The organism is Glutamicibacter soli, assembly GCF_003309065.1.
In the GTDB taxonomy this organism is placed as follows: Bacteria; Actinomycetota; Actinomycetes; order Actinomycetales; family Micrococcaceae; genus Glutamicibacter; species Glutamicibacter soli.
This window is the reverse complement of record NZ_POAF01000001.1, coordinates 98,566-123,269: the sequence shown is the minus strand read 5'-3', so window position 1 is coordinate 123,269 and position 24,704 is coordinate 98,566. Positions and strand designations below refer to the sequence as shown.

Below are 24,704 nucleotides of genomic sequence, written 5' to 3'. Positions count from 1 at the left end.
GCGGGGGCAGGCGCCTGCGCAGTGTGGATAACCCGGCCAGCCGATTTTCCGGCTGCGGCCTAGGGCGCCGCGGAGGAGGGTGGCGAGGCAGGGTCCCCAGGCGCCTGCGGCAGCTCCGGATAGGCGTCGTCGGGCAGCGAGATGGTGAAGCCGGCGTCCCACACCGCGTGGCCGGTGACGGCGACCCGGCCCTCTCCCTCCGTGCTGCCCAGCAGCACGGAATAGGAGCTGCCCATCTGCTCGCCGACCAGCACCTGCACATTCTGCGGGGTGACCCCGGCGCCTGCCAGCAGCTCCCGGGTCCTGCCGAGCATGCTCGGCTCCAGCTCGACGCCGGCGTAGGGGGTTGCCACCCGGCAGGCGGCTTCCACGTCCTGGTCGTACGCGGCCTGGACCAGCTGGCGGCCGGCTTGCTCCAGGGAGGCGACAGGTTTCCTGCCGTCGCAGGTGTGCCCTTCGTAGGTGCCGAGCATGGCGCAGCCCGAGAGCAGGAGCGCGCCGACGGGCAGCAGCAGGCCCGGGGCGAGGACGCGGCGCGCACGGCGCGGGAAGCATGGGATCATGAGCCCATTGTGGCCGATGGCGCGATCGACCGCATCGATGTTTCAGGCGCGAAGGTGCCGCGGCGCGGACTGTGGGCAAGCTTGCGCTTCATCGATGCGGCATGCACCGCCCGGGGTGCGATAGAATCACCCTATGTATTCCCAGCGCGACCTAGTCTAAGAGCGGCCTGACGGCCGTACCCCCGAGTGGAAATTTGGGGGCTTTTGTTGTGTCTGGAAGCAGAAACCAGTTTTCCGTCAGGAAATTTTTCCGCGAATCTGTGAGAAGAGCTCAGTGACATCATCGACGAACGAGACCAGAACCTACGACTTCAAGGACATTGAGTCCAAGTGGCTACCGGTTTGGGACGAGCTAGAGGTGTTCAAGCCGGCCGACGACGGCACGCGTGAACGCCGCTACGTCCTGGACATGTTCCCCTACCCCTCGGGCGACCTGCACATGGGCCACGCCGAGGCCTTCGCCATGGGCGACGTCGTGGCTCGGTACTGGCGCTTGCGCGGCTACGATGTCATGCACCCGATCGGCTGGGACTCCTTCGGCCTGCCCGCGGAAAACGCAGCGATCAAGAACAACGCGCACCCCTCGGACTGGACCTACACCAACATCGACACCCAGGCCGCCAGCTTCAAGCGCTACGCCATCTCCGCCGATTGGGACCGCCGCCTGCACACCTCGGATCCGGAGTACTACCGCTGGACCCAGTGGCTGTTCACCAAGTTCTACGAGAAGGGCCTGGCCTACCGCAAGGACCACCCGGTGAACTGGTGCCCGAAGGACCAGACCGTGCTGGCCAACGAGCAGGTCGTCAACGGCGCCTGCGAACGCTGCGGCACGCAGGTGACCAAGAAGTCGCTGAACCAGTGGTACTTCAAGATCACCGACTACGCCGACCGCCTGCTGGAGGACATGGAGCAGCTCAAGGGCCACTGGCCCGAGCGCGTGCTGCTGATGCAGAAGAACTGGATCGGCCGCTCCGAAGGCGCCGAGGTGACCTTCGAGATCGAGGCGCACGATGAGAAGCCTGCGGTGAAGATCCCGGTCTTCACCACCCGCCCGGACACCCTGTACGGCGCGACCTTCATGGTGGTCGCCGCGGACGCGGACCTGGCCGGAGAACTGGTCACCGACGAGCACCGCGAAGCCCTGGAAGCCTACCAGGAGCAGGTCAAGGCGCTGTCCGAGATCGAGCGCCAGTCCACCGAGCGCGAGAAGACCGGCGTGTTCACCGGGCGCTTTGGCATCAACCCGCTCTCGGGGGAAAAGCTGCCGATCTGGGCCGCCGACTACGTGCTGGCCGACTACGGCACCGGCGCGATCATGGCAGTGCCCGCGCACGACCAGCGCGACCTGGACTTCGCCCGCACCTTCGACCTGCCGGTGCGCGTGGTCGTCGAAACCGGGCTGGAAGACCCGAACGAGACCGGCATCGCCACCGCCGGCGAGGGCAAGCTGGTGAACTCCGGCGCACTGGACGGCCTGGAGAAGGCCGACGCGATCGCCAAGGCCATCGAGATCGTCCAGGCCGCCGGCACCGGCGAGCACACCGTGAACTTCCGCCTGCGCGACTGGCTGCTGTCCCGCCAGCGCTTCTGGGGCACCCCGATCCCGATCATCCACTGCGAGGCCTGCGGCGAGGTGCCGGTTCCCGAGGACCAGCTGCCGGTGCGCCTGCCCGATGACCTGCGCGGCGAGCAGCTGGCCCCGAAGGGCACCAGCCCGCTGGCGGCCGCCGATCACTGGGTCAACGTGTCCTGCCCGACCTGCGGCGGCGCCGCCAAGCGCGACACCGACACCATGGACACCTTCGTGGACTCCTCCTGGTACTTCCTGCGTTTCGTCTCCCCGAACTACACCGAGGGCCCCTTCGACCCGAAGGCCGTGCGCGACTGGATGCCGGTGGGGCAGTACGTCGGCGGCGTCGAGCACGCGATCCTGCACCTGCTGTACTCCCGCTTCTTCACCAAGGTCATCTACGACCTGGGCCTGATCGACGTGCAGGAGCCGTTCAGCGCGCTGCTGAACCAGGGCCAGGTGCTCAACGGCGGCAAGGCCATGAGCAAGTCGCTGGGCAACGGCGTGGACCTGGGCCAGCAGCTGGACAAGTTCGGCGTGGACGCGGTGCGCCTGACCATGGTGTTCGCCTCCCCTCCGGAGGACGACGTGGACTGGGCCGACGTCTCGCCGTACGGTTCGCAGAAGTTCCTGGCCCGCGCCTGGCGCGTGGCCCAGGACGTGGCCAGCGCCCCGGGCGTGGACTACGCGGCAGGGGACAAGGCGCTGCGCCAGGTCACCCACCGCACCGTGCACGAATCCGCCCAGCTGCTGGACTCGGGGAAGTTCAACGTGGTGATCGCCAAGACCATGGAATTGGTCAACGCCACCCGCAAGACCATCGACTCGGGCGCCGGCGCAGCGGATCCCGCGGTGCGCGAGGCGGCCACCGTTATCGCGCAGCTGCTGAGCCTGTTCGCCCCGTACACCGCGGAGGACATGTGGCAGGCGCTGGGCTACGCCCCGAGCGTCGTGACCAGCGCCTGGCCGACGGTCGACGAGTCGCTGCTGGTGGACGACACCGTCACCGCCGTGGTGCAGATCAAGGGCAAGGTGCGCGCACGCCTTGAGGTCCCGGTGGACATCTCCGAGGACGCGCTGCGCGAGCAGGCGCTGGCCCACGAGGCCGTCGTGCGCATGCTCGACGGGAAGGCGCCGCTGAAGGTGATCGTGCGCGCCCCGAAGCTCGTGAACGTGGTCCCGGCGCCGTAGGTCCGGCCCGACGCGTACCGTAAGCTCAAGACATGACTGAGCGATCCAAGAGCCCACGCACGGGCTGGCTGCACAAGCTGCTGGCCCCGCGTGGGCTTTCTGGCACCCGGATCGGGGTGGTGACCGATTCGGCCTCCTGCCTGCCGCCGGCCCTGCTGCAGGCCCCGGACTTCATCCAGCTGGGCATCCCGATCATCGTGGACGACCATGTGCACGGCGAGGACACGACCGCCCTGATGATGGGCCTTGCCATGGGGCAGGCGGTGAAGACCTCGCGCCCGGCCCCCGGCGAGTTCGCCCGCGCCTACCGCCAGCTGGCCGAGGCCGGCTGCCAGGCGGTCATCTCCATCCACCTCTCGGCGGGGCTGTCCGGCACCGTCGACGCCGCCCGGCTGGCCGCCTCCGAGGCGCCGGTGCCGGTGAGCGTGATCGATTCGCGCACCGTGGCCATGGCCCAGGGCTTCGCGGTGGCCGACGTGCTCGCCGCGCGCGACGCCGGCGCCGGGCTGGGCCTGCTGGAGCAGATCGCCTCCGGCGCGGCGGTGAACCGCGTGTACTTCGCGGTGCCCTCCCTGGAACAGCTGCGCCGCGGCGGGCGGATCAGCGCGGTGTCCTCGGTGTTCGGCAACCTGCTGAACGTCAAGCCGATCCTGGGCATCGCCGGCGGGGTGATCGCCCCGCTGGAGAAGCCGCGCTCCTTCGCGCGCGCCCAGGCGCGACTGGTGGCCCTGGCCCAGCGCGACGCCGCCGCGGCGACGGGCCCGGTGCGGCTGGGCGTGATGCACTTCGGCGCCGCGGAACTTGCCACCGAGATCGCCACCGAGCTGAACCCCTACTGCGAGGGCGAGGTGCTCATCGAGTCGCTGCCGGCGGTGCTGGCCGCGCACACCGGCATGGGGGTGCTCGGCGTGGCAGTGGCCCCGCTGTATCCACAGCCCGCGCCGCACCAGGGGCCTGCGGCCTCCGGCTAGCCCAGACTGGGGTCCATGGGGCGCCATGACTTCTTCAGCAGGTACGCGCCACGTGCCTCGCGGCTGCGTTTTGCCGTGAGCCGCGTGGCGGTGCTCGTGCTGGTGCTGGTGGTGCTGGCCTGGATCGGGCTATCCATCCTGCTGGCCCCGCCGCCGACCACCACGCAGCTTGAGACCGTGCCGCTGGTCTCCGACCCCTCGCCGCCGCCCGGCGCCGCAACGCCGAGCACGGCGGCTCCTGGCGCCCTGCCTTCGGGCACCGCCGCGCCGGGGAACTCCGAGGGCGCGGTGACCGTGCACGTGGTGGGTGCGGTGAAGAAGCCCGGGGTGTACACCCTGCCCGCCGGGGCGCGCATCGTCGACGCGCTGGAGGCGGCCGGCGGCATGCGGCGCACCGCCCGCCCCGAACTGCTGAATCTCGCCGCCCGGCTGGCCGACGGCCAGCAGATCGTGCTGCCCGGCAGCGCGGACGCCCAGGCCGCCCCGCCCTCCGCCGCCGGCTCCAGCGCTCCGGTGGATGGCACGGACGGCGGCGCAGCCGGCGGGAAAATCTCGCTGAACAGCGCCGACGCGCAGCAGCTGCAGGAATTGCCGGGGATCGGGCCCGCGCTGGCCCAACGCATCATCGACTTCCGCGAAGCCCATGGGCCGTTCGCCTCCGTGGAGGAGCTGGACGCGGTCTCCGGCATCGGCCCGGCGGTGCTGGGCAACCTGCGCGAGCTGGTGCAGCCATGAGGTGCTTGTAGTGCGCACCGACTTCCGCGGGCTGTGGCTGCTTGCCGGGGCCTGGCTCGCCGCGCTGCTGCAGCCCCCGGGGTGGGCGGTGCTGGCCCTGCTGGGCGCCTTCGCCGGGCTGTTCGCGCTGCTGCTGCGCGCCCGGCACGACGCGCCGCATGCGGCCCCGTGGTTCACCGGCCCGCTGGTGCTGCTGCTCGGCGCGCTGGCGGTGCTCGGCACGAACCTCGGCGCCGCCGAATGCACCCTGCCCGAACCAGGGGACCAGCAGCGCCGCATCACCGCGCACTTCGAGGACCCGCCGCGGCCCGCCGACGGCGGCGGGGTCGCCGGCGCCGCCCTGCTGACCGGCTACCAGCACCGCGGGCACTGGCAGCGGTGCCCGATCCCGATCTACCTGGCCCTGGCCGCCCCGCTGCCGGGCCACGCGCGGGAGTTCACCGTGATCGCCTCGCTGCAGCCGGCGCAGGACTCCGGCAGCTTCACCTGGTGGGCCCGGGCCGACAGCGAGCCGAAGGTCACCAGCTGGCAGCTGCCCACCCCCGCCTCGAATCTCAAGGAGCGCTTCGCCGCGCAGCTGGTCGGGCTGCCGCCGAACGCCAGGGCGCTGCTGCCTGGCATGCTCTACGGGGACCGCTCCGGGCAGGACCAGGCCCTGGGCGAGGCGATGAAGGGCAGCGGGCTGAGCCACCTGACAGCGGTCAGCGGGTCGAACATCGCCCTGGTCGGCTCGATGCTGATGGTGCTGCTGCGGCTGTTCGCCGTGCCCCGGGTGCTGGCCGGGGTGCTGATGGCTGCCGGGCTGGGGCTGTTCGTCGCCTTCGTGGGGCCCGATCCCAGCGTGCTGCGCGCCGGCCTGATGGGCGCGATCGCGGTGTTCTCGCTGCTCTCCGGGCGCGGCCAGGGCTCGCTGGGCATCCTGGGGCTCAGCGCCGCCGTGCTGCTGCTCGTGGACCGATCGCTGGCCGCCGAGCCGGCGTTCGCGTTGTCGGTGCTTGCCACCGCCGGCATCATCATGCTTGCCCCGCCGCTGGCCGAACTGGCAGCACGCATCCTGCCCGCGCTGCTGGCCGAACCCACGGCCATCTGCGTCGCAGCCCAGTTCACCTGCCTGCCGGTGGTGATCGCGCTGAACGCCGACTTCAGCCTCTACTCGCTGCCGGCGAACCTGCTCGCGGCCCCGCTGCTGCCGGTGATCACGGCGCTCGGGGTGGCCGCGCTGCTGCTGTGCACCGTGATTCCCGGCGCAGCGCACGTCCTGGCCTGGCTGATCGGCTGGCCGGCCGAGGCGATCGGGCAGCTCGCCCACCTGGCAGTGCGGCTTCCCGGGGCCAGCCGCCCGTGGCCCGAGGGGCTGCCGGGCATCGTCATCGCTGCGGGCATCGCGGTGGTCTTCTGCGTGCTGCTCATCTCCGGCAGCCAGACCGAGCGGCTGCGCGTGCGCTGCACCTGCCTGGCGCTGCTCGGGGTGCTGGCGGTGTTCCTGGCCGCGCTGGTGCTGCCGGCGACGCTGTTCTGGAAGCCCCCGCTGCACGATCCGTGGACCATCGCCATGTGCGACGTCGGGCAGGGCGACGCGCTGGTGGTCCGCGACGGCGAATCCTCCGGCTGGCTCATCGACGCCGGGCCGCCGGGCGGCGGGGTCTCCGGCTGCCTGCGTCAGCTGGGCATCACCACGCTGAGCAAGGTGTTCATGACCCACCAGGACGCCGACCACTTCGGCGGCGTGCCGGAGCTGGAGTCCTCGGGCGTCACGCTGGGGGAGCGCCTGGTCTCCGCCGGCTTCCCCGAGGCGCTCTGGCAGCCGCACCGGGTGCTGGTTCCGGGGGACACCGGGCAGGGGCAGGGCGTGTCCTACCGGGTCATCGGACCGGATCCCGCCATGGTGCCGGGGGCCGAGCCGAACGACATCTCGCTGGTGCTGCGCTTGAGCTTCACCCGCGGGGACCGGCAGATCGACTTCCTCACCGCCGGGGACATGGAGGAGCAGGCCATGCACCGGCTGCTCGCCGCCAGCCCGCAGGGGAACGCCACGATCCTCAAGGCCTCGCACCACGGCGCCCGCAACGGCGGGCAGGAGCTGATCGAGGCCGCCCGGCCCCGGGTGTTCCTGGTCTCGGTCGGCGCGGAGAACACCTACGGGCACCCCAACCAGGGCATCATCGACACCGCGCAGCGCCTGGGCGCCCAGGTGCTGCGCACCGACCAGCTGGGCACCGTTCTGCTCACATTGGATGCCGACGGCGTGCACGCGGCCTCGCTGGGGGCGCCGGTTCGGTAGGATCGAAGTATTGCCCCAGCACTAAGGAGTTCGATGGCACGCGCCCAGGCCAATCCCGGGATCTCTTGGCGAGACCTCACCCCGCAGCCGCTGATCCTGCTCTCCGGCTCGGAGCAGTACCTCGCCTCCCGGGCCTTCGAACTGCTGCGCGCCCAAGCCGCCTCCCGCGAGGACATCGCGCACACCCGGCTGAACGCGCAGAGCTACGAGCCCGGTGAGCTGCTGCTGGCCACCAGCGCCTCGCTGTTCTCCACCGCGAACCTGGTCGAGATCCACGACCTGGCGAGCATGAACGAGTACTTCCTGAAGGACGCGCTGGCGTACCTGAAGAGCCCGGCGCCGGAGAACGTGCTGATCATGCACCACTCGGGCGGCACCCGCGGCAAGAAGCTGCTGGACGCCATCAAGGCCGCCGGCGCGGTGATCGTGAATTGCCAGCCGGTGAAGAAGGACGCGGAGAAGATCGAGTTCGTCACCGCCGAGATCAAGGCCGCCAAGCGCCGCATCACCAACGACGCGGTCAAGGCCCTGGTCGCCGCGGTCGGCAATTCGCTGGCCGAGCTCGGCTCCAGCTGCTCGCAGCTGATCCAGGACACCACCGGCACCATCGACCAGGACGTGGTCGACAAGTACTACGGCGGCCGCGTGGAAGTCACTGCCTTCAAGGTCGCCGACGCCGCGATCGCCGGCAACGCCCAGGTTGCGCTGCGCACGCTGCGCCACGCGCTGAGCACCGGAACCGACCCGATCCCGATCGTCGCCACGCTGGCCATGAAGGTGCGCCAGCTGGCCAAGGTGCTGGGCGTGAATGAACCCGCCGCAGTGCTGGCTTCCCAGCTGGGCATGGCCCCGTGGCAGGTGCAGCAGGCGCAGCAGCAGGCCCGCGGCTGGAAGCGCTCGGATCTGGCGGCCTGCGTGGAGACGATCGCGCAGACCGACCGCATGGTCAAGGGCGGGGGACGGTCGCCGGGCTACGCACTGGAACGCGCGATCCTGTTCATCGCGGGCAAGGCCCCGCGCCACTAGCCTGAACCCACCAAGGCGCTGCCAGAAACTGGCGGCGCCTTCGTCGTAGTCCGGCTGAACAGCTGCAGCGGCTGCAGGTTGCCCGGAGTGCAGCACACAGAGGGCAAAACAAAACCCCCGGAACCGAAGTTCCGGGGGAGTTGCAAAGTCTAGCTGCGCTTAGAGGGCGTTAACCTTCTTGGCCAGGGCCGACTTGCGGTTAGCGGCGTTGTTCTTGTGCAGAACACCCTTGCTAACAGCCTTGTCCAGCTTCTTGCCGGCCAGACGCAGTGCGTCGGTTGCCTTGTCCTTGTCACCGGCAACCACAGCTTCGTTCACGCTGCGGATAACGGTCTTGACCTCGGAGCGGACAGCTACGTTACGCAGGCGTGCCTTCTCGTTGGTGAGGATGCGCTTCTTCTGGGACTTGATGTTTGCCACTTAATAAACTCTCTCGTTTATCGTCTTATACGGTCGGTAGAGGGTTCATCCTTCAGGCCATCGACTGAGCGGTGTGGGGCACCTATGGCGACCCGAAGGGGGCGTGTCGCCCAACCTGCGCGACACACAAGTGTTAACTCTAGCAGAACGGGCCCCCAACGGCGACCGGTCAGCGGCGGTTGTTTAGGACCTTCACCACATTGCGGAAGCGGTCTTCGTCGAGGATTGCGCCTTCTCGCCGCACCGCGTCCTGGGACAGCCGGATGATGCGGTCGAGCTTCACCTCGCTGGGGCGCCGTTCGCGATCCCAGGAGCCGGTGCCGATGTCCAGGTAGTTCGGGTTGTGGTGCTGCGAGTTGTTCTTGTCCTTGCTGGTGAGCATCAGGCCCAGCAGCCATCCGCCCTCGCGCCCGATGACCAGCACCGGCCGGTCCTTGCCCTGGGAGTGGTCCTCCTCGTAGGGAACCCAGCCCCAGACGATCTCTCCCGGGTCTGCATCCCCGTCCATGCTGGGGTTGTACTCGTAGCGGACGGTTCCGGTGAAGTCCCCGGGGTAGTCCGTGCTGGTGCCCGCCGCCGGGGCGGGTCGATGGCCGTGGTGGGCGGGTCGAGCGCTTTGCGCGGCGGGACGATGGGAGGTCGAGGCGCCGCTTCGCTGCGGCTTGGCACCGCCCGATTTGGTGCTCTTGGTGCTGGAGGAACTCAGTTCCTTGACCGCGCGGAGGATGAAGTCGAATATCTTCTGTGCATTCAAAGCCATGCACCACAAACTATCAGTGCGCGCCGCGGGGAATATGTCCTCACCCGCAAATCATGACAGAATAGGCGTAATTCAATCATGTCTGCTCATTGCTAGTGAGGTCTGTTTAGGTGTCTCCATTGGCCCGCACCGCTCCGGTGCCTGCCGCGACCGATCCGTCGCTTATCCGTAACTTCTGCATCATCGCGCATATCGACCATGGCAAGTCCACCCTGGCCGACCGCATGCTGCAGCTGACCGGCGTGGTTTCTGCGCGCGAAATGAAAGCGCAGTACCTGGACCGCATGGATATCGAGCGCGAGCGCGGCATCACCATCAAGTCCCAGGCGGTTCGCATGCCATGGGAGGCCGACGGCACGGCCTACGCCCTGAACATGATCGACACCCCGGGCCACGTGGACTTCACCTACGAGGTGTCCCGCTCGCTGGCCGCCTGCGAAGGCGCGATCCTGCTGGTGGACGCCGCCCAGGGCATCGAAGCCCAGACGCTGGCGAACCTGTATCTGGCGATCGAGGGCGACCTGACGATCATCCCGGTGCTGAACAAGATCGATCTGCCCAACGCGCAGCCTGAGAAGTACGCGGCCGAACTGGCGAACCTGATCGGCTGCGAGCCTGAGGAAGTGCTGAAGGTCTCCGGCAAGACCGGCGAAGGCGTCGAGGCGCTGCTGGACGAAGTCATCAAGCAGCTGCCTGCCCCGGTCGGCGAGGCCGACGCCCCGGCCCGCGCGATGATCTTCGACTCGGTCTACGACACCTACCGCGGCGTGGTCACCTACGTTCGCGTGGTCGACGGCAAGCTGGAACCGCGCGAGCGCATCCAGATGATGTCCACCGGCACCACCCACGAACTGCTGGAAATCGGTGTCTCCTCCCCGAATCCGATCCCGTCCAAGGGCCTGGGAGTGGGCGAGGTGGGCTACCTGATCACCGGCGTGAAGGACGTGCGCCAGTCGAAGGTCGGCGATACCGTCACCAACTCGCTGAAGCCCGCCACCGATTCCCTGGGCGGCTACGAAGAGCCCAAGCCGATGGTGTTCTCCGGCCTGTACCCGCTGGACGGCACCGACTACCCGGCGCTGCGCGACGCGTTGGACAAGCTGCAGCTGAACGACGCCGCGCTGATCTACGAACCGGAAACCTCCGTGGCCCTGGGCTTCGGCTTCCGTGTGGGCTTCCTGGGCCTGCTGCACCTGGAAATCACCCGCCAGCGCCTTGAAAGCGAATTCAACCTCGACCTGATTTCCACCGCCCCGAACGTGGTGTACGAGGTCATGGGCGAGGACAAGCAGCTGATCACGGTGACCAACCCCTCGGAATTCCCGGACGGGAAGATCCTCGAGGTGCACGAGCCGATGGTCGCCGCGACCATCCTGGCCCCGAGCGAGTTCATCGGCGTCGTCATGGAGTTGTGCCAGTCCCGCCGCGGCACCATGCGCGGCATGGACTACCTCTCCGAGGACCGCGTGGAAATGCGCTACCACCTGCCGCTGGCCGAGATCGTGTTCGACTTCTTCGACCAGCTCAAGTCCCGCACCCGCGGCTACGCCTCGCTGGACTGGAAGGCCGACGGCGAGCAGGTCGCGGACCTGGTCAAGGTCGACATCCTGCTGCAGGGCGATACGGTCGACGCGTTCTCCGCGATCACCCACCGCGACAAGGCCTACAGCTACGGCACCATGATGACCTCGAAGCTGCGCGAGCTGATCCCGCGCCAGCAGTTCGAGGTGCCGATCCAGGCCGCGATCGGTTCGCGCATCATCGCCCGCGAGAACATCCGCGCGATCCGCAAGGACGTGCTTGCCAAGTGCTACGGCGGCGACATCAGCCGCAAGCGCAAGCTGCTGGAAAAGCAGAAAGAAGGCAAGAAGCGCATGAAGATGGTTGGCCGCGTGGAGGTCCCGCAGGAGGCGTTCATCGCCGCGCTGTCCACCGATGAGCCGAAGAAGAAGTAGCTAGATGCCCTCAGTATTGCCTGACGGCGATCCGGCTCCGGCCGATGGTCTGCTCCCCGCAGCGTGCGCGCACGGTGCGGCGGAGCGGACCATGTCCTTTTATGTCCACATTCCGTTCTGCACGGTGCGCTGCGGCTACTGCGATTTCAACACGTATACCGCAACCGAGCTGGGCAATGGCTCCAGCCAGGCCACCTACGCTGCCACGGTGGGCCAGGAGATCGGCTTCGCCCGCGGCGTGCTTGACCGTTCCGGGGTACCGCACCGCGAAATCGACACGGTCTTCTTCGGCGGCGGCACCCCGACCCTGCTGCCCGCCTCGGACCTGGTTTCGGTGCTCGGCCGGATCCGCGACGAGTTCGGCATCAAGCCCGGCGCTGAAATCACCACCGAAGCCAACCCGGACTCGGTGAGCCGCGAAAGCCTGCGTCAGCTGGCCGACGGCGGGTTCACGCGCGTGTCCTTCGGCATGCAGTCAGCCGTGCCGCATGTGCTGAAGGTGCTCGAGCGCACCCATGACCCGGCGCGCGTGCCGCAGGCCGTGGCCTGGGCCCGCGAAGCAGGGCTGGATGTCAGCGTCGATCTGATCTACGGCACCCCGGGGGAGTCGCTGGCGGATTGGCGTACCAGCATCGAGGCCGCGCTGAGCTACGAGCCGGACCATATCTCCGCTTATGCGCTGATCATCGAGGACGGCACCAAGCTGGCCGCGCAGATCCGCCGCGGCGAGGTTCCGGACATTGACGACGACGACCACGCGGAGAAGTACCAGCTGGCCGATCAGCTGTTCGAGGCCGCCGGCCTGCAGTGGTACGAGGTGAGCAACTGGGCGCGCGGCGAAGGGCATGCCTGCCGCCACAACATCGCCTACTGGCAGGGCGGGGACTGGTGGGGCGCAGGCCCCGGCGCGCACTCGCATGTCGGCGGGCTGCGCTGGTGGAACGTCAAGCACCCGGCCGCCTACCAGCAGCGCATCGACGGCGGCATCTCGCCCGGACACGGCCGCGAGTTCCCCGACGCGCAGGCAGTTCAGCTCGAACGCACCATGCTGCTCACCCGGCTGAGCTCCGGCATGCAGATCAGCGAACTGGAATCCGCCGGCCGCACCAAGGTCGCCGGGTTGATCGCCGACGAGCTGATCGATGCCAAGGCAGCGTTCGCCGGACGCATCGTGCTAACGCAAAGAGGCCGGCTCCTGGCCGACCTCGTGGTGCGTGAACTGCTGGATTTCTAGGACGTTCGCAAGCGCTGGCGTCCCTGCCGCTACTTCATCAACCGCAGGTTGATCGGGTAGCGGTAGGGGCGTCCCTTGTTTGCCTGGATCGCGGCATACGCGCCCATCAGGGTCATGAAGACCCACAGGCACACGGCGATGACCGCGAAGAGCCAGCCGATGCCCGGCAGCAGGTTCAGGATGTTCAGCACGATCGCCAGAATGGTCAGCGGGAAGGTGAAGTTGAACGCTTCCTTGGATTCCTGGGCGGTGAAGGGGCCGCGGTCGCGGTAGACGGCGAAGATGATGGCCGAGGGAATGCAGCCGAGGATCGCGCCGAAATGCGCCATCATGGCCCACTGGCGGTCTTCCGACGGGGAGAGCGGCAGCGCGGACACGTTTGATCCCTCGAAACGCGAATTCTCAGATGATGGTACCTGGCGAGATGTCACGGAAATGTCCTTGTCTTACGGTGCGGCTTCTCCACCATGATATCGAGCTTCCGCTGACGCCCCGCCCAATGGCACCCTGAAAGTCCAAATCTTAGTCAATTGTTAGGAAACCGTAATCTTCCGTGGTAAGGAAATCGATTAGTTCCTCAACTTTACCCAATAGCGCCGGTTCCAGCTGTCCGTAGTGCTTGACCGTGGACAGGATCCGCTGCCAGCCGATGCCGATATCCTCGGCGGTTGCATGCGGCCAGCCGAAGGCGCGCAGCACGCCGGTTTTCCAGTCGGTCCCGCGGGGGATGACCGGCCAGGCCTTGATGCCCAGCGTGTCCGGCTTGATCGCCTGCCAGACATCCACGTACGGGTGGCCGAGGATCAGCACGTTGCCCGCAGCCCCGGGGACCTTCATGGCCTCGGCGACGATGCGCTCTTCCTTGGTTCCGGAGATCAGGTGGTCGACCAGGATGCCCAGGCGGCGGGTCGGCGAGGGGTTGAATTGGCGGATGGCCCCGGCCAGGTCGTCGACGCCATGCAGCGGTTCGACGACGATGCCCTCCACGCGCAGGTCGTGGCCCCAGACCTTCTCGACCAGTTCCGCGTCGTGCTTGCCTTCGACCCAGATGCGGCTGGCGCGGGCGGTACGGGCCTTGAGGTCTGCCACCGCGCGCGAGCCGGAGGCGGAGATCATGGTGCTCGGTGCCTTGGCCTTCTTGACAGGTTCAACGATCTCCACCGGTTCGCCCTCCAGCAGGAAGCCGAAGCCGGCCTGGAAGGAACGGGTCTTGCGGTGGCGGTCCTCCAGCACGATCACGCGCATGCCGCCGGACTTCTCGGTCTTGACGACCTCGCCGACCCAGCCGGAGACCGCATCTTCCAGGATCATGCCGCGTTCAACGGGCACCTGGCGGAGTTTTTTGGGTGCCGGAGCACTCAGGTCTTGCGGTCCCCAGGAGAAATTGGACACGGACTGCCTTTCGCTGTGATCGAATACGCTCGAAATCCAATGCTAGCAACTGCCGAAGGTATTAGACTTGGCACTTGACAGGTTAGAGTGCCAATTGTGCGGGCGTGGTTTCCCGGGAGGTGTTTTCGTGAGCGAAGTACGACGTCTTGACGTGTTGCGCGCCATCGTGGAGGACTATGTCCAGTCCCGCGAGCCCGTAGGTTCCAAGGCGCTGCGCGAACGGCACAACCTCGGGGTCAGCGCCGCCACCATCCGCAATGACATGGCCCTGCTCGAAGAGGAGGGCTTGATCGCCGCCCCGCACACCTCCTCGGGGCGCATCCCCACGGAGAAGGGCTACCGCCGCTTCGTGGACGAGATCGGCGAGCTCAAGCCGCTGTCGCGCGCCGAGCGCGAGGCGATCAACAAGATCCTGGACAGCTCGCAGGACCTCGACGAGATGCTGCACAGCACCGTGCGCCTGCTGGCCCGGCTGACCAACCAGGTTGCCATGATCCAGGTGCCGCACTACGACACCGCGGAGCTGCGCAACCTCGACCTGGTGGGCTTGGGCTCGGGCCAGGTGCTAATGGTGATGATCGCCTCCAACGGCACCGTGGACCAGCGCATGATCGCGGTGACCCGGCCGTACTCGGACGAGGAGCTGGACAACCTCAAGCAGTGGCTGCTGACTTCCTTCGGCGGCCACCGGCTGGCGGACCTCGTCGGCCCGCTGAGCAACGAGGCAGTGGTTCCGGCGCAGCACGAGACGCCGCTGGTGGGCAGCGTGCTGCGGTCGCTGGAGGAAATGGCGCAGGCGGCGAACGTGCAGCGCATCGTCATGGCCGGCACCGCGAACCTGGCCCGCGTCGAGGGGGACTTCCCGCTGAGCATCACCCCGGTGCTCGAGGCGCTGGAGGAGCAGGTGGTGCTGCTGAAGCTGTTCTCCGAACTGGAGGCGGATTCGCGCGGCCTGGCCGTGGCCATCGGCACCGAGAACCACTACGGGCAGCTGACCGACGCGGCGGTCATCGCCACCACCTACAGCACCGACCAGCGCAGCAAGCTCGGCGTGCTCGGCCCGACCAGGATGAACTATTCCTCCTCCATGGCCTCGGTGCGCGCGGTGGCCCGCTACCTGTCGAAGATTTTGGCGAACTAGCCGCGCGGCCGGTTCGCAGCACAACTTGAGAAGTGAAATTTTATAGGAAAGGACACGGCGAAGATCGTGAGCTCGCATTACGAGACCCTGGGTGTCGCCAAGGACGCGACCCCGCAGGAAATCAAAAGCGCCTACCGCAAGCTGGCGCGCAAACTCCACCCGGACGTGAATCCCAGCGAGGACGCGGCCGAGCAGTTCAAGCTGGTCACCCGCGCCTACGAGGTTCTTTCCGACGAGAAGAAGCGCGCCAACTACGACGCCACGGGCGACGAGAACGGCAACGGCCAGCCGGGCTTCGGCGGGGGCGCCGGATTCGGCGGCTTCGGCGACATCTTCGAGCAGTTCTTCGGCGGCGGCCAGGCGCAGGGGCCGATGTCCCGCACCCAGCCGGGCCGCGACGCGCTGATCACCATCACCATCGACCTGGAAGACGCCGTCAAGGGCACCGTCTACCCGCTGGAGATGGAAACCGCCGTCACCTGCAAGACCTGCCACGGCGACGGTACCCGCGAGGGCACCAGCCCGGTCACCTGCACCATCTGCCACGGCGCTGGCCAGGTCCAGCGCCCGGTGCGCTCCTTCCTGGGCCAGATGATGACGGTGGAAACCTGCGCCGCCTGCCACGGCTTCGGCACCACCATCCCGGATCCCTGCATCGAGTGCAACGGCGAGGGCCGCGTGCGCGAACACGTCTCCAAATCGCTGAACGTGCCGGCCGGCGTGGATTCGGGCACCCGCATCCAGCTGCGCGGCCAGGGCGAGGCAGGCCCGGGCGGCGGTCCGAACGGCAACCTGTTCGTCGAGGTCGACGTGCGCCGCCACAAGGTGTTCGAGCGCTCCGGCAACGACCTGCACGCCAAGATGACCATCCCGATGACCGCCGCGGCCCTGGGCTGCGAGCTGAAGCTGGAGACCTTCGACGGCGAGCAGACCCTGAACGTGGAGCCGGGGGCCCAGGACGGGGACACCCTGACCCTGCCGGCCCTGGGTGTGCCGCGCCTGCGCGGCGGCAAGCGCGGGGACATCATCGTGCACCTGCAGGTGGAGACCCCGACCAAGCTGGACGCCGCCCAGCGCGAGCTGCTCGAGCAGCTGGCCACGCTGCGCGGCGAAGAGCTGAGCGCCGGACGCGTCGAGCATTCAGGCGGCATGTTCTCGCGCCTGCGGGACAAGCTGAACCAGCGCTAGGCCATGAGCAACCACAGTTTCGTGATCGACCCGCAGCAGGGGGCCGAGGCCCGCGTGGGCGACACCCTGGCGCTGACCGGGCCGGAGGCGCACCACGCGGTGGCGGTCAAACGCACCCAGGCCGGCGAGCAGCTGGACCTGCTCGACGGCACCGGGCTGCGCCTGGTGGTCGAGGTGGCAGCCGCCTCCAAGGAGCTGCTCACGGTGACCGTGCTTGAACGGCTGCAGGAGCAGCCCCCGGAGCATCCAGCCACGCTCATCCAGGCGCTGTCCAAGGGGGACCGCGACCTGCAGGCCGTGGAATCCGCCGTGGAGCTGGGCGTCTTCACCGTCCGCCCGTGGCAGGCCGAGCGCTCGATCGTGCGCTGGAACGCGGCGAAGGCGGACAAGGCGCTTGCCAAGTGGCGCGCCCAGGTGCGCTCGGCGCAGAAGCAGTCCCGGCGCAGCTTCGAACCCGAGGTGAAGGAGCTGGTCTCCAGCAAGTCGCTGGCCGCGGCGATTTCCGCGCACGCGGCCGCCGGCGACCTGGTGCTGGTGCTGCACGAGCAGGCGCGGGATTCGGTGGCCCAAGCCGTGTCCGGCTGGCTGCCCGAGGCGGCGCCGGGTACCGGCGTGGTGCTGGTCGTCGGCCCCGAGGGCGGCATCAGCGATGCAGAGCTCGACGCGTTCGTGGCCGCCGGAGCGCATCCGGCGCTGCTCGGACGCCATGTGCTGCGCGCCTCCACCGCCGGCCCTGCCGCGCTGGTCCTGGTGCGCCACCTGCTCGGCGAGCTCTAGCCGGATTAATCAGCGAATGCCGCGAACCCCGAGGGGTTTGCGGCATTCGCTGTTTATTCGGTGGTGGGCGGGCGCCGGCGCTCAGCGCACGGTGAACTCGGAGCTGATCTCGCCGACCTTGGCCTTGCTGCCGGCTTCCTCGCCCCAGACGCTCAGCGCGTAGCTGCCGGCGGGCAGCCGGGTGGTCAGCGTGAAGGATCCGTCGGGCTCCACGCTCTCGTCGTTGATCCGGTTGGCGGCGGTAATGACCTTGGACTGGCCGTCGGCGGCCTTGGTCTGCAGGGAGTAGAAGGTGCCGCCGTCGAAGCTGGAGGTGCGGCCGTGGAACTTCACGGCGCCCGCCGCGGTGGTGGTGCCGAACTGCGGGTCGATGATCCAGATCGGGGCCATGTACTTCGCGTCGCGCTGGTAGACGTCCTGCAGGCGGTATCCGCCGAAGACGGTGGCGTTCTGCTTCCCGTCGACCAGGATGCGCACGCTGGCAGGGGTGTCGCCGACCAGGATGCCCGCGTTGGAGGCCGCGGCGGTCGCGGTGAACACCAGCTGCTGGATGGCGCGCTCGGACAGGCCCTCGTCGAGCGTGGCGCTGAAGACCTTGGCCGGAAGGTCCAGCGTGATCAGGTTCTGGTTGTCGATGGAGACCCCGACGTCGTCGGTGGACTTCAGGTGCGTGTACCAGGCCGGGTCGGCCGGCTTCCCGGCGAGCAGGTAGGCGATCGCGTCGCCTATCGGCTCCTGGTGGCGGGTGTCGGTGGCGTATTCGCGGTAGAGGTAGACCCCCGAGTCGGTGTTCTCCAGCCAGTAGACCGGCATCTTTTGCCCGGGGAAAGCCTGTTCCATCGAGTCGGTGGCCTGCGGGACACCCTGCGCCGCGGCGGCGGAGTTAGCAGGCATCTCGAAGCTGTCGTCGCGCGCGGCAAGTCCGCAGCCGACCACCAGGGCCACCGCTGCGATGACGCCGGTCGCCGCGAAACGTCGCGGGATTCGGCGCTTGTACCACTGCTGCACGTTGGGACCAGTCCATCTGTTCTGCGGGGATTCTTGGGCGCCCGGAACGAGAACGTGGTTCCGCGCGCTCATCTAGCGTGCCACATCAAGGTGTGCGATGAGGCCGAAATTCGCCAAACCTACCAATCCGTAACCAAATCTATACCTTTGCGACCTGCTCGGATTAGATTCATTTCATACTAGTTTCAGAATTTTCAGCGCTCGGCGGAGCGCTACGTATCGCGTTGGGAGCCGGGGACTAGCTAGACTGGACTTGCGCAAGTTTTTTTATTTTCCGAGCTCAAAAGGGGCACGAAGCACTGCATGCAGGTTGAACAGAACCAGAGGCAATCCGAGACCGGGCCGGCGACGCTGGCCATCACGTTCGAGACTCCCGAGCTGATGATCGCAACCCTGGGCCCGAACGACGAGTTGCTGCGCATCCTCACCGGCGCCTACCCGGACGTGCAGTTCCGCCCCAACGGGTCGACCCTGAGCCTCCTGGGCGATCCGGTCCAGGTGCGCAAGGCGCAGCGGGTGACCGAGGAAGCCAGGTCGCTGGCGCAGCGCGGCTCGCGGATGAGCGCGGAAACCATCGAGCAGATCATCAAGATGCTCAGCGCCGGGAACCGGGACGCCCCCACCGACGTGCTGGGGCTGAAGATCCTCTCCGGCCGCGGGCGCTCCATCCGGCCCAAGACGGTGAACCAGAAATCCTACGTGGATGCCATCGAGGACTCCACGGTGACCTTCGGCATCGGCCCGGCAGGCACCGGCAAGACCTTCCTGGCCATGGCCATGGCCGTCGCGGCGCTGCAGGACAAGCAGGTCAACCGCATCATTCTGACCCGTCCGGCGGTCGAGGCGGGGGAGAAGCTGGGTTTCCTGCCCGGCACCCTGAGCGAGAAGATCGACCCCTACCTGCGTCCGCTCTACGATGCGCTGCACGACATGGTGGATCCGGATTCGATCCCGCGGCTGCTGGAGGCGGGCACCATCGAGGTCGCCCCGCTGGCCTACATGCGCGGGCGCACCCTGAACGACGCCTTCGTCATCCTCGACGAGGCGCAGAACACCACCAGCGAGCAGATGAAGATGTTCCTGACCCGCCTGGGCTTCGGCTCCAAGATGGTGGTCACCGGGGACGTCACCCAGGTCGACCTACCGGGCAACGCGGTCTCCGGGCTGCGCATGGCCAGCGAGGTGCTGGAGGGCATCGAGGACATCTCGATCTGCCGGCTGGACGCCAGCGACGTGGTGCGCCACCGGCTGATCGCTGACATCGTCTCCGCCTACGACCGCTGGGACGACGACCGCCGCAACGGCCGCCAACGGCCGCGACATACGAAGTGAGCAGCGAAGCAATGAGCATTGAAGTCAACAACGAAACCGAGTTCGACGTCGATTTGGCCGACGTGAACAAGCTGGCGCAGTCGGTGATGAGCGCCATGTACCTGCACCCGGAGACCGAGGTGTCCATCGTCTTCCTGGATGAGGACGCGATGAGCGCGCTGCATGTGGAGTGGATGGACCTGGAGGGCCCCACCGACGTGATGAGCTTCCCGATGGACGAGCTGCGCCCCGGGCGCGAGCACGCCCCCTCGGAGGCGGGGATTTTGGGCGACATCGTGATCTGCCCGAGCGTCGCGCAGGCGCAGGCCGAAGCCGGCGGGCACAGCACCCATGACGAGATCCTGCTGCTGGCCACGCACGGCCTGCTGCACCTAATGGGCTTCGACCACATGGAGCCCGAGGAGAAGGAAGAGATGTTCTCCCTGCAGCGCCGCCTGCTGGAGTCCTACACCGGGCGCCCGGCGCCGAAGGAAACGGTGGAATAACCGCCGTGGGTATACTCCTGCTGATTCTCGCCGTCGTCTTCATCGCCTGCTCGGCGGTGCTCACGGCCGCGGACTCGGCCTTCTACGCACTTTCCCGCCACGCCGCCGAACGGCTGCGGGCGGATTCCGAATCCAAGGCGCTCAGCGCCATCCTGGACGACACCGAATCCCACGCCCAGGCCATCAAGTTCTGGCGCGTCTGGTTCGAGACCGCCTCCGCGGTGTCCGTGGCGCTGCTGGTGTCCACCCGGGTTCAGAACATCTGGCTCGCCGGGCTGATCGCCACGATCGCCATGGCCGCCCTGGGCTTCGTGCTGGTGAGCATGTCGCCGCGGCGCTACGGCCGCTCCAACGCGCAGCGCGTGGTGCAGGCCACCGCCCCGATGGTCCGCCTGCTGCGCCGCGCCCTGGGCCCGGTGGCGAACTGGCTGGCGAACATCGCCAAGGCGCTGAGCCCCGGAGGGACCGACGAGGACGGCTACCTGGGCAAGGAGCGCCTGCGCGACCTGGTGGACCGGGCCAGCGAGGGCGAGGACCTGGACGAGGAATCCGCGGAGCTGATCTCCGGGGTCATCGACCTGGAGGAAACCAACGTGCGCGCGGTCATGGTGCCGCGCACCGACATGGTGGTGCTGGATCCCGACCACACCTTCCACAGCGCGCTGGACCTGTTCATGGCCTCGGGCTACTCGCGCATCCCGCTGATCGGCGAGGACTCCGACGATATCCGCGGCATCATCTACCTCAAGGACCTGATCGGGGAGATCCACGGCCTGCAGCAGGCCAAGGACCTGCTCGAGCTGGCCCGCCCGGTGCGCTTCGTGCCGGAGTCCAAGTCCGCCGCGGAGCTGCTGCAGGAGCTGCAGCAGGAGTCCATCCACTTCGCGATCGTGGTCGACGAGTACGGCGGCACCGCCGGGCTGGTCACCCTGGAGGACCTGATCGAGGAGATCGTCGGCGAGATCGACGACGAATACGACCGCAGCCGCACCGAGCTTGTGGAAAACCCGGACGGCTCGCTGTTCGCGGTGGCCAGCGCCTCCATCGACGACGTGGCAGACCATTTCGACCTGCTCATCGACGAGGAGGACGTGGACACCGTGGGCGGGCTGCTGTCCAAGGCGCTGGAGTCCGTGCCCGTGCTCGGCTCCACCGCGGATGTGAACGGCCTGCGCCTGACCGTGGTCGCCCTGGCGGGGCGCCGCAACCGCATCGGCAAGATCCATGTAGAGCGTCTGGCCAAGGACGCTTTAGACCATATCGAGAACGACGAGGAATCCTCTGATGAGCGATAACCACACCCCGCGCGCCCTGGGCGAATGGCCCGAGGGCTTCCGCTCCGGCTTCACCTCCTTCGTGGGCCGCCCGAACGCCGGCAAGTCCACCCTGACCAACGCCCTGGTGGGCCAGAAGGTGGCGATCACCTCCGCGAAGCCGCAGACCACCCGCCACACCATCCGCGGCATCGTGCACCGCGAGGATGCGCAGCTAGTGCTTGTCGACACCCCGGGGCTGCACCGCCCGCGCACGCTGCTGGGCCAGCGCCTGAACGACCTGGTCGCCGAGACCCTCTCCGAGGTGGACGCGATCGGCTTCTGCCTGCCGGCCAACGAGAAGATCGGCCCCGGCGACCGCTTCATCGCCACCCAGCTGGCGCAGCTGCAGCGCAAGCCGATCGTCGCGATCGTGACCAAGGCCGACCTGGTGGACCGCGAGGCGCTGGCCGCGCAGCTGATCGCCGTGACCGAGCTGGGCAACCAGAACTTCGGCCCGAACGGCTTCGCCGCGATCGTCCCGGTCTCCGCGGTCAAGGAGTTCCAGGTGCAGGAGGTTGCCGACGTGCTCGTGCAGCAGATGCCGGCCGGCCCGCCGCTGTACCCGGACGGCGAGCTGACCGACGAGCCCGAGGCGAAGATGATCGCCGAGCTGGTCCGCGAGGCGGCGCTGGAAGGCGTGCGCGACGAGCTGCCGCACTCGCTGGCAGTGGTCGTGGAGGAGATGGTTCCGCGCGAGGGCCGCAGCGAGAACAACCCGCTGGTGGACATCCACGTCTCGCTGTACGTGGAGCGCTCCAGCCAGAAGGCCATCGTGATCGGCCGCGGCGGCTCCCGGCTGCGCGAGGTCGGCACCAACGCCCGCAAGGGCATCGAGAAGCTGCTGGGCACCAAGGTATACCTGGACCTGCACGTGAAGGTCGCCAAGGACTGGCAGCGCGACCCGAAGCAGCTTGGGCGCCTGGGCTTCTAGCCCGCCGAGCCCCGCGCCACGTTCCGATCCGCCCGCTCCGACCCTGCGTCGGGCCGGGCGGATCAGCCGTTTAATCGAGGAACAGCACCGCGTCGAAGATCAGGTGCACGCTCACCACGTAGGTCAGCGAATCGGTGAGCTTGAAGGTGCAGCCTGCAGCAGGGCGAAGGGGAAGGCCAGCGCCGGGCCCCGGGCCTGGCAGCCGATCTCCCAGAGGAACGCGCCGACCGCAACCAGCCCGAGCGCTGCCAGCCCCAGATGCCGGGCCAGCTCGCGGTCCAGCAGCGCGGCGGCCGGGACGGTTCTCACGCCCAGCGCGGTGCGCCGCGGATCGGCCTGCCGGGTCTTCACACCCACCAGCATGCCAGCTGCGCCCGCCCGGCAACAGGCGTGCGTCTCCGGCCCCGTGTCCACAATGTGACACAACCGCGCAACAGTTTCAGTGCGCGCAGCGGGCCGGTGTTATGCTCAACACGTGCATTTCGAGCTTCTACTACTAATCAGCCGCTGCGAGGATCCAACGGACCGCTAGTGGTCCCTCGGCCGACCCCTCGTTGCGGAGTAAGCTCTTGTCTGGCCCCACACAAACTACGCACCAACTTTTTGTCTAGGGGACAACCGAAATGCAGAACATGCAAAAGCCTTCGAACATGCCGATCCACAAGTATGTTCCGTTCCAGGACCAGATCGAAGTCAACCTTCCCGATCGCACCTGGCCCGACAAGTACATCACCAAGGCCCCGCGCTGGTGCGCGGTCGACCTGCGCGACGGCAACCAGGCGCTGATCGACCCGATGAGCCCCGAGCGCAAGCACAAGATGTTCGACCTGCTGGTGCAGATGGGCTTCAAGGAGATCGAGGTCGGCTTCCCGTCCGCCTCGCAGACCGACTTCGACTTCGTGCGCCAGCTCATCGAGGGCAACCGCATCCCCGAGGACGTCACCATCCAGGTCCTCACCCAGTCCCGCGAGCACCTGATCGAGCGCACCTACCAGGCGCTGGAAGGCGCCAAGCAGGCCATCGTGCACCTGTACAACTCGACCTCGATCCTGCAGCGCGAAGTCGTCTTCCGCCAGGACCAGGACGGCATCGTCGACATCGCCGTGCAGGGCGCGCGCCTGTGCAAGAAGTACGAAGAGCAGATGACCGGCACCAAGATCACCTACGAATACTCCCCGGAGTCCTACACCGGCACCGAGCTGGAGTTCGCCAAGCGCATCTCCGAGGCCGTGGCCGAGGTGCTGGAGGCCAGCCCGGAGAACAAGATGATCCTGAACCTGCCGGCCACCGTGGAGATGGCCACCCCGAACGTGTACGCCGACTCGATCGAGTGGATGCACCGCAACCTGGCCAACCGCGATTCGATCATCCTTTCGCTGCACCCGCACAACGACCGCGGCACCGGCGTGGCCGCCGCGGAGCTGGGCTACCTGGCAGGCGCCGACCGCATCGAGGGCTGCCTGTTCGGCAACGGCGAACGCACCGGCAACGTGGACCTGGTGACCCTGGGCATGAACATGTTCGGCCAGGGCGTGGACCCGCAGATCGACTTCTCCGACATGGACCACATCCGCCGCACCGTCGAGTACTGCAACCAGCTCCCGGTCCCGGAACGCAGCCCATACGGCGGCGACCTGGTCTTCACCGCGTTCTCCGGCTCTCACCAGGACGCGATCAAGAAGGGCCTGGAGGCCATGGAGGCCAAGGCCGGCGAGCAGGGCAAGGATCTGAACGAACTGGTCTGGGCCGTGCCGTACCTGCCGGTGGACCCGAAGGACATCGGCCGCTCCTACGAGGCAGTGATCCGCGTGAACTCGCAGTCCGGCAAGGGCGGCGTGGCCTACCTGCTGAAGAACGACTACAACCTGGACTTGCCGCGCCGCGCGCAGATCGAGTTCTCCGGCGTGATCCAGAAGATGACCGACACCGAGGGCGGGGAGGTCTCCTCCTCGACCATCTGGAACGTCTTCCAGGACGAGTACCTGCCGGCCGAGGAAGGCTCGGACCAGAAGACCTGGGGCCACTACCGCATCGCCTCGGCCACCGCGACCTCCGACGAGGACGGCAGCTTCCAGCTGGACGCCAAGCTGGTCATCGACGGCGCGCCGCATGAGCGCTCCGCCGGCGGCAACGGCCCGGTCTCCGCGCTGGTGCACATGCTCAACGAGGACGGCGTGGACCTGCGGGTGCTCGACTACTCCGAGCACGCCATGAGCGAGGGCGGAAACGCCCGCGCCGCCGCGTTCGTCGAGTGCGCCGTGGGCGACCGCATACTGTGGGGCGTCGGCCTGGACACCAACACCAACATCGCGGCGCTGAAGGCAGTGGTTTCCGCGGTCAACCGCGCGATCCGCGACGCGAAGTAGCCGCCGCTACCGCAAGCGCACGTCATCAACGCCACGGCCGGCACATCCTCGCTGGCCGT

Annotated in this window: 22 protein-coding genes; 15 read left to right on the top strand and 7 right to left on the bottom strand. The window is 67.8% G+C overall.

Annotation, left to right across the window (positions count from 1 at the left end; genetic code table 11):
- Positions 1-59: 59 nt before the first annotated feature.
- Complete coding sequence (locus C1H84_RS00605) at positions 60-563, bottom strand: hypothetical protein (protein ID WP_047119158.1); 504 nt, start codon at positions 561-563, stop codon at positions 60-62.
- 274 nt (positions 564-837) lie between these two features.
- On the opposite strand from C1H84_RS00605, the gene leuS reads away from it, so the two are divergent.
- From leuS to holA, 5 genes are read left to right on the top strand one after another with little or no spacing between them, the layout of a single operon-like run.
- Positions 838-3,327 (top strand): leucine--tRNA ligase, encoded by a 2,490-nt coding sequence (leuS, locus tag C1H84_RS00600; protein WP_181727999.1) that lies wholly within the window; start codon positions 838-840, stop codon positions 3,325-3,327.
- 32 nt (positions 3,328-3,359) lie between these two features.
- A complete protein-coding gene (locus C1H84_RS00595) occupies positions 3,360-4,298 on the top strand; it encodes a DegV family protein (RefSeq protein WP_047119156.1) in 939 nt (312 codons plus the stop codon).
- 15 nt (positions 4,299-4,313) lie between these two features.
- The gene (locus tag C1H84_RS00590; protein ID WP_113606269.1) at positions 4,314-5,033 is read left to right on the top strand and encodes a ComEA family DNA-binding protein; all 720 of its coding nucleotides are present in this window, start codon (positions 4,314-4,316) and stop codon (positions 5,031-5,033) included.
- 10 nt (positions 5,034-5,043) lie between these two features.
- A complete protein-coding gene (locus tag C1H84_RS00585) occupies positions 5,044-7,314 on the top strand; it encodes a ComEC/Rec2 family competence protein (protein WP_181727998.1) in 2,271 nt (756 codons plus the stop codon).
- A 33-nt stretch (positions 7,315-7,347) separates the two neighbouring features.
- A complete protein-coding gene (holA, locus tag C1H84_RS00580) occupies positions 7,348-8,340 on the top strand; it encodes a DNA polymerase III subunit delta (RefSeq protein WP_113606267.1) in 993 nt (330 codons plus the stop codon).
- 159 nt (positions 8,341-8,499) lie between these two features.
- Here the strand turns inward: holA and rpsT are convergent, their stop codons facing one another.
- A complete protein-coding gene (gene rpsT, locus C1H84_RS00575; protein ID WP_047119152.1) occupies positions 8,500-8,760 on the bottom strand; it encodes a 30S ribosomal protein S20 in 261 nt (86 codons plus the stop codon).
- A gap of 169 nt (positions 8,761-8,929) precedes the next feature.
- Entirely contained in the window at positions 8,930-9,520 is a 591-nt protein-coding gene (locus C1H84_RS00570) for a type II toxin-antitoxin system PemK/MazF family toxin (protein WP_113606266.1), read from the bottom strand.
- A 110-nt stretch (positions 9,521-9,630) separates the two neighbouring features.
- Between C1H84_RS00570 and lepA the strand changes: the two genes are divergently transcribed.
- Together lepA and hemW are read left to right on the top strand one after the other, a co-directional pair.
- Complete coding sequence (lepA, locus tag C1H84_RS00565; RefSeq protein WP_113606265.1) at positions 9,631-11,475, top strand: translation elongation factor 4; 1,845 nt, start codon at positions 9,631-9,633, stop codon at positions 11,473-11,475.
- A 4-nt stretch (positions 11,476-11,479) separates the two neighbouring features.
- Positions 11,480-12,709 carry a radical SAM family heme chaperone HemW gene (hemW, locus tag C1H84_RS00560; protein WP_113606264.1) on the top strand — a complete coding sequence of 410 codons (1,230 nt, stop codon included), beginning with the start codon at positions 11,480-11,482 and terminating at the stop codon, positions 12,707-12,709.
- A gap of 29 nt (positions 12,710-12,738) precedes the next feature.
- Here hemW and C1H84_RS00555 read toward each other — a convergent pair whose 3' ends face one another.
- Positions 12,739-13,086, bottom strand: a complete 348-nt coding sequence (locus tag C1H84_RS00555; RefSeq protein WP_231735948.1) for a DUF4870 domain-containing protein — start codon at positions 13,084-13,086, stop codon at positions 12,739-12,741.
- A 145-nt stretch (positions 13,087-13,231) separates the two neighbouring features.
- Positions 13,232-14,101 carry a DUF3097 domain-containing protein gene (locus C1H84_RS00550; protein WP_113606263.1) on the bottom strand — a complete coding sequence of 290 codons (870 nt, stop codon included), beginning with the start codon at positions 14,099-14,101 and terminating at the stop codon, positions 13,232-13,234.
- Positions 14,102-14,228: 127 nt separating this feature from the next.
- On the opposite strand from C1H84_RS00550, the gene hrcA reads away from it, so the two are divergent.
- The 3 genes from hrcA (at position 14,229) to C1H84_RS00535 (ending at position 17,207) form a co-directional block, all read left to right on the top strand.
- Positions 14,229-15,242, top strand: coding sequence for a heat-inducible transcriptional repressor HrcA (gene hrcA / locus C1H84_RS00545; RefSeq protein ID WP_047119146.1), 1,014 nt, complete (start codon positions 14,229-14,231; stop codon positions 15,240-15,242).
- 66 nt (positions 15,243-15,308) lie between these two features.
- Entirely contained in the window at positions 15,309-16,430 is a 1,122-nt protein-coding gene (gene dnaJ / locus C1H84_RS00540; protein WP_053798093.1) for a molecular chaperone DnaJ, read from the top strand.
- Positions 16,431-16,433: 3 nt separating this feature from the next.
- The gene (locus tag C1H84_RS00535; RefSeq protein WP_047119144.1) at positions 16,434-17,207 is read left to right on the top strand and encodes a 16S rRNA (uracil(1498)-N(3))-methyltransferase; all 774 of its coding nucleotides are present in this window, start codon (positions 16,434-16,436) and stop codon (positions 17,205-17,207) included.
- An 81-nt stretch (positions 17,208-17,288) separates the two neighbouring features.
- On the opposite strand, the gene C1H84_RS00530 is transcribed toward C1H84_RS00535, so the two are convergent.
- On the bottom strand, positions 17,289-18,287 hold the full coding sequence (locus C1H84_RS00530) for a GerMN domain-containing protein (protein ID WP_113606262.1): 999 nt from the start codon (positions 18,285-18,287) through the stop codon (positions 17,289-17,291).
- A 231-nt stretch (positions 18,288-18,518) separates the two neighbouring features.
- Between C1H84_RS00530 and C1H84_RS00525 the strand changes: the two genes are divergently transcribed.
- The 4 genes from C1H84_RS00525 to era are packed head-to-tail and all read left to right on the top strand — an operon-like array spanning position 18,519 to position 22,279.
- Complete coding sequence (locus tag C1H84_RS00525; RefSeq protein WP_113606261.1) at positions 18,519-19,547, top strand: PhoH family protein; 1,029 nt, start codon at positions 18,519-18,521, stop codon at positions 19,545-19,547.
- Between the two features lie 11 nt (positions 19,548-19,558).
- Entirely contained in the window at positions 19,559-20,032 is a 474-nt protein-coding gene (gene ybeY / locus C1H84_RS00520; RefSeq protein ID WP_047119142.1) for an rRNA maturation RNase YbeY, read from the top strand.
- A 5-nt stretch (positions 20,033-20,037) separates the two neighbouring features.
- Entirely contained in the window at positions 20,038-21,327 is a 1,290-nt protein-coding gene (locus C1H84_RS00515; protein WP_113606260.1) for a hemolysin family protein, read from the top strand.
- Positions 21,317-22,279, top strand: a complete 963-nt coding sequence (era, locus tag C1H84_RS00510) for a GTPase Era (protein WP_047119140.1) — start codon at positions 21,317-21,319, stop codon at positions 22,277-22,279. The genes C1H84_RS00515 and era overlap by 11 nt, the downstream gene beginning before the upstream one ends.
- 123 nt (positions 22,280-22,402) lie before the next feature.
- Here the strand turns inward: era and C1H84_RS18685 are convergent, their stop codons facing one another.
- Positions 22,403-22,630, bottom strand: coding sequence for a hypothetical protein (locus tag C1H84_RS18685; protein ID WP_424677889.1), 228 nt, complete (start codon positions 22,628-22,630; stop codon positions 22,403-22,405).
- Between the two features lie 272 nt (positions 22,631-22,902).
- Here C1H84_RS18685 and leuA point away from each other — a divergent pair, with 272 nt between their 5' ends.
- Entirely contained in the window at positions 22,903-24,645 is a 1,743-nt protein-coding gene (gene leuA, locus C1H84_RS00500; RefSeq protein WP_113606259.1) for a 2-isopropylmalate synthase, read from the top strand.
- Positions 24,646-24,704 lie beyond the last annotated feature (59 nt).

Excerpts from the sequence above, each read along its gene's own strand:
- C1H84_RS00605 (WP_047119158.1), bottom strand. The coding sequence starts at position 563 with ATGATCCCATGCTTCCCGCGCCGTGCGCGCCGCGTCCTCGCCCCGGGC.
- C1H84_RS00595 (WP_047119156.1), top strand. The coding sequence starts at position 3,360 with ATGACTGAGCGATCCAAGAGCCCACGCACGGGCTGGCTGCACAAGCTG.
- C1H84_RS00590 (WP_113606269.1), top strand. The coding sequence starts at position 4,314 with ATGGGGCGCCATGACTTCTTCAGCAGGTACGCGCCACGTGCCTCGCGG.
- holA (WP_113606267.1), top strand. The coding sequence starts at position 7,348 with ATGGCACGCGCCCAGGCCAATCCCGGGATCTCTTGGCGAGACCTCACC.
- C1H84_RS00570 (WP_113606266.1), bottom strand. The coding sequence starts at position 9,520 with ATGGCTTTGAATGCACAGAAGATATTCGACTTCATCCTCCGCGCGGTC.
- hemW (WP_113606264.1), top strand. The coding sequence starts at position 11,480 with ATGCCCTCAGTATTGCCTGACGGCGATCCGGCTCCGGCCGATGGTCTG.
- C1H84_RS00535 (WP_047119144.1), top strand. The coding sequence starts at position 16,434 with ATGAGCAACCACAGTTTCGTGATCGACCCGCAGCAGGGGGCCGAGGCC.
- C1H84_RS00530 (WP_113606262.1), bottom strand. The coding sequence starts at position 18,287 with ATGAGCGCGCGGAACCACGTTCTCGTTCCGGGCGCCCAAGAATCCCCG.
- C1H84_RS00525 (WP_113606261.1), top strand. The coding sequence starts at position 18,519 with ATGCAGGTTGAACAGAACCAGAGGCAATCCGAGACCGGGCCGGCGACG.
- ybeY (WP_047119142.1), top strand. The coding sequence starts at position 19,559 with ATGAGCATTGAAGTCAACAACGAAACCGAGTTCGACGTCGATTTGGCC.
- era (WP_047119140.1), top strand. The coding sequence starts at position 21,317 with ATGAGCGATAACCACACCCCGCGCGCCCTGGGCGAATGGCCCGAGGGC.
- leuA (WP_113606259.1), top strand. The coding sequence starts at position 22,903 with ATGCAGAACATGCAAAAGCCTTCGAACATGCCGATCCACAAGTATGTT.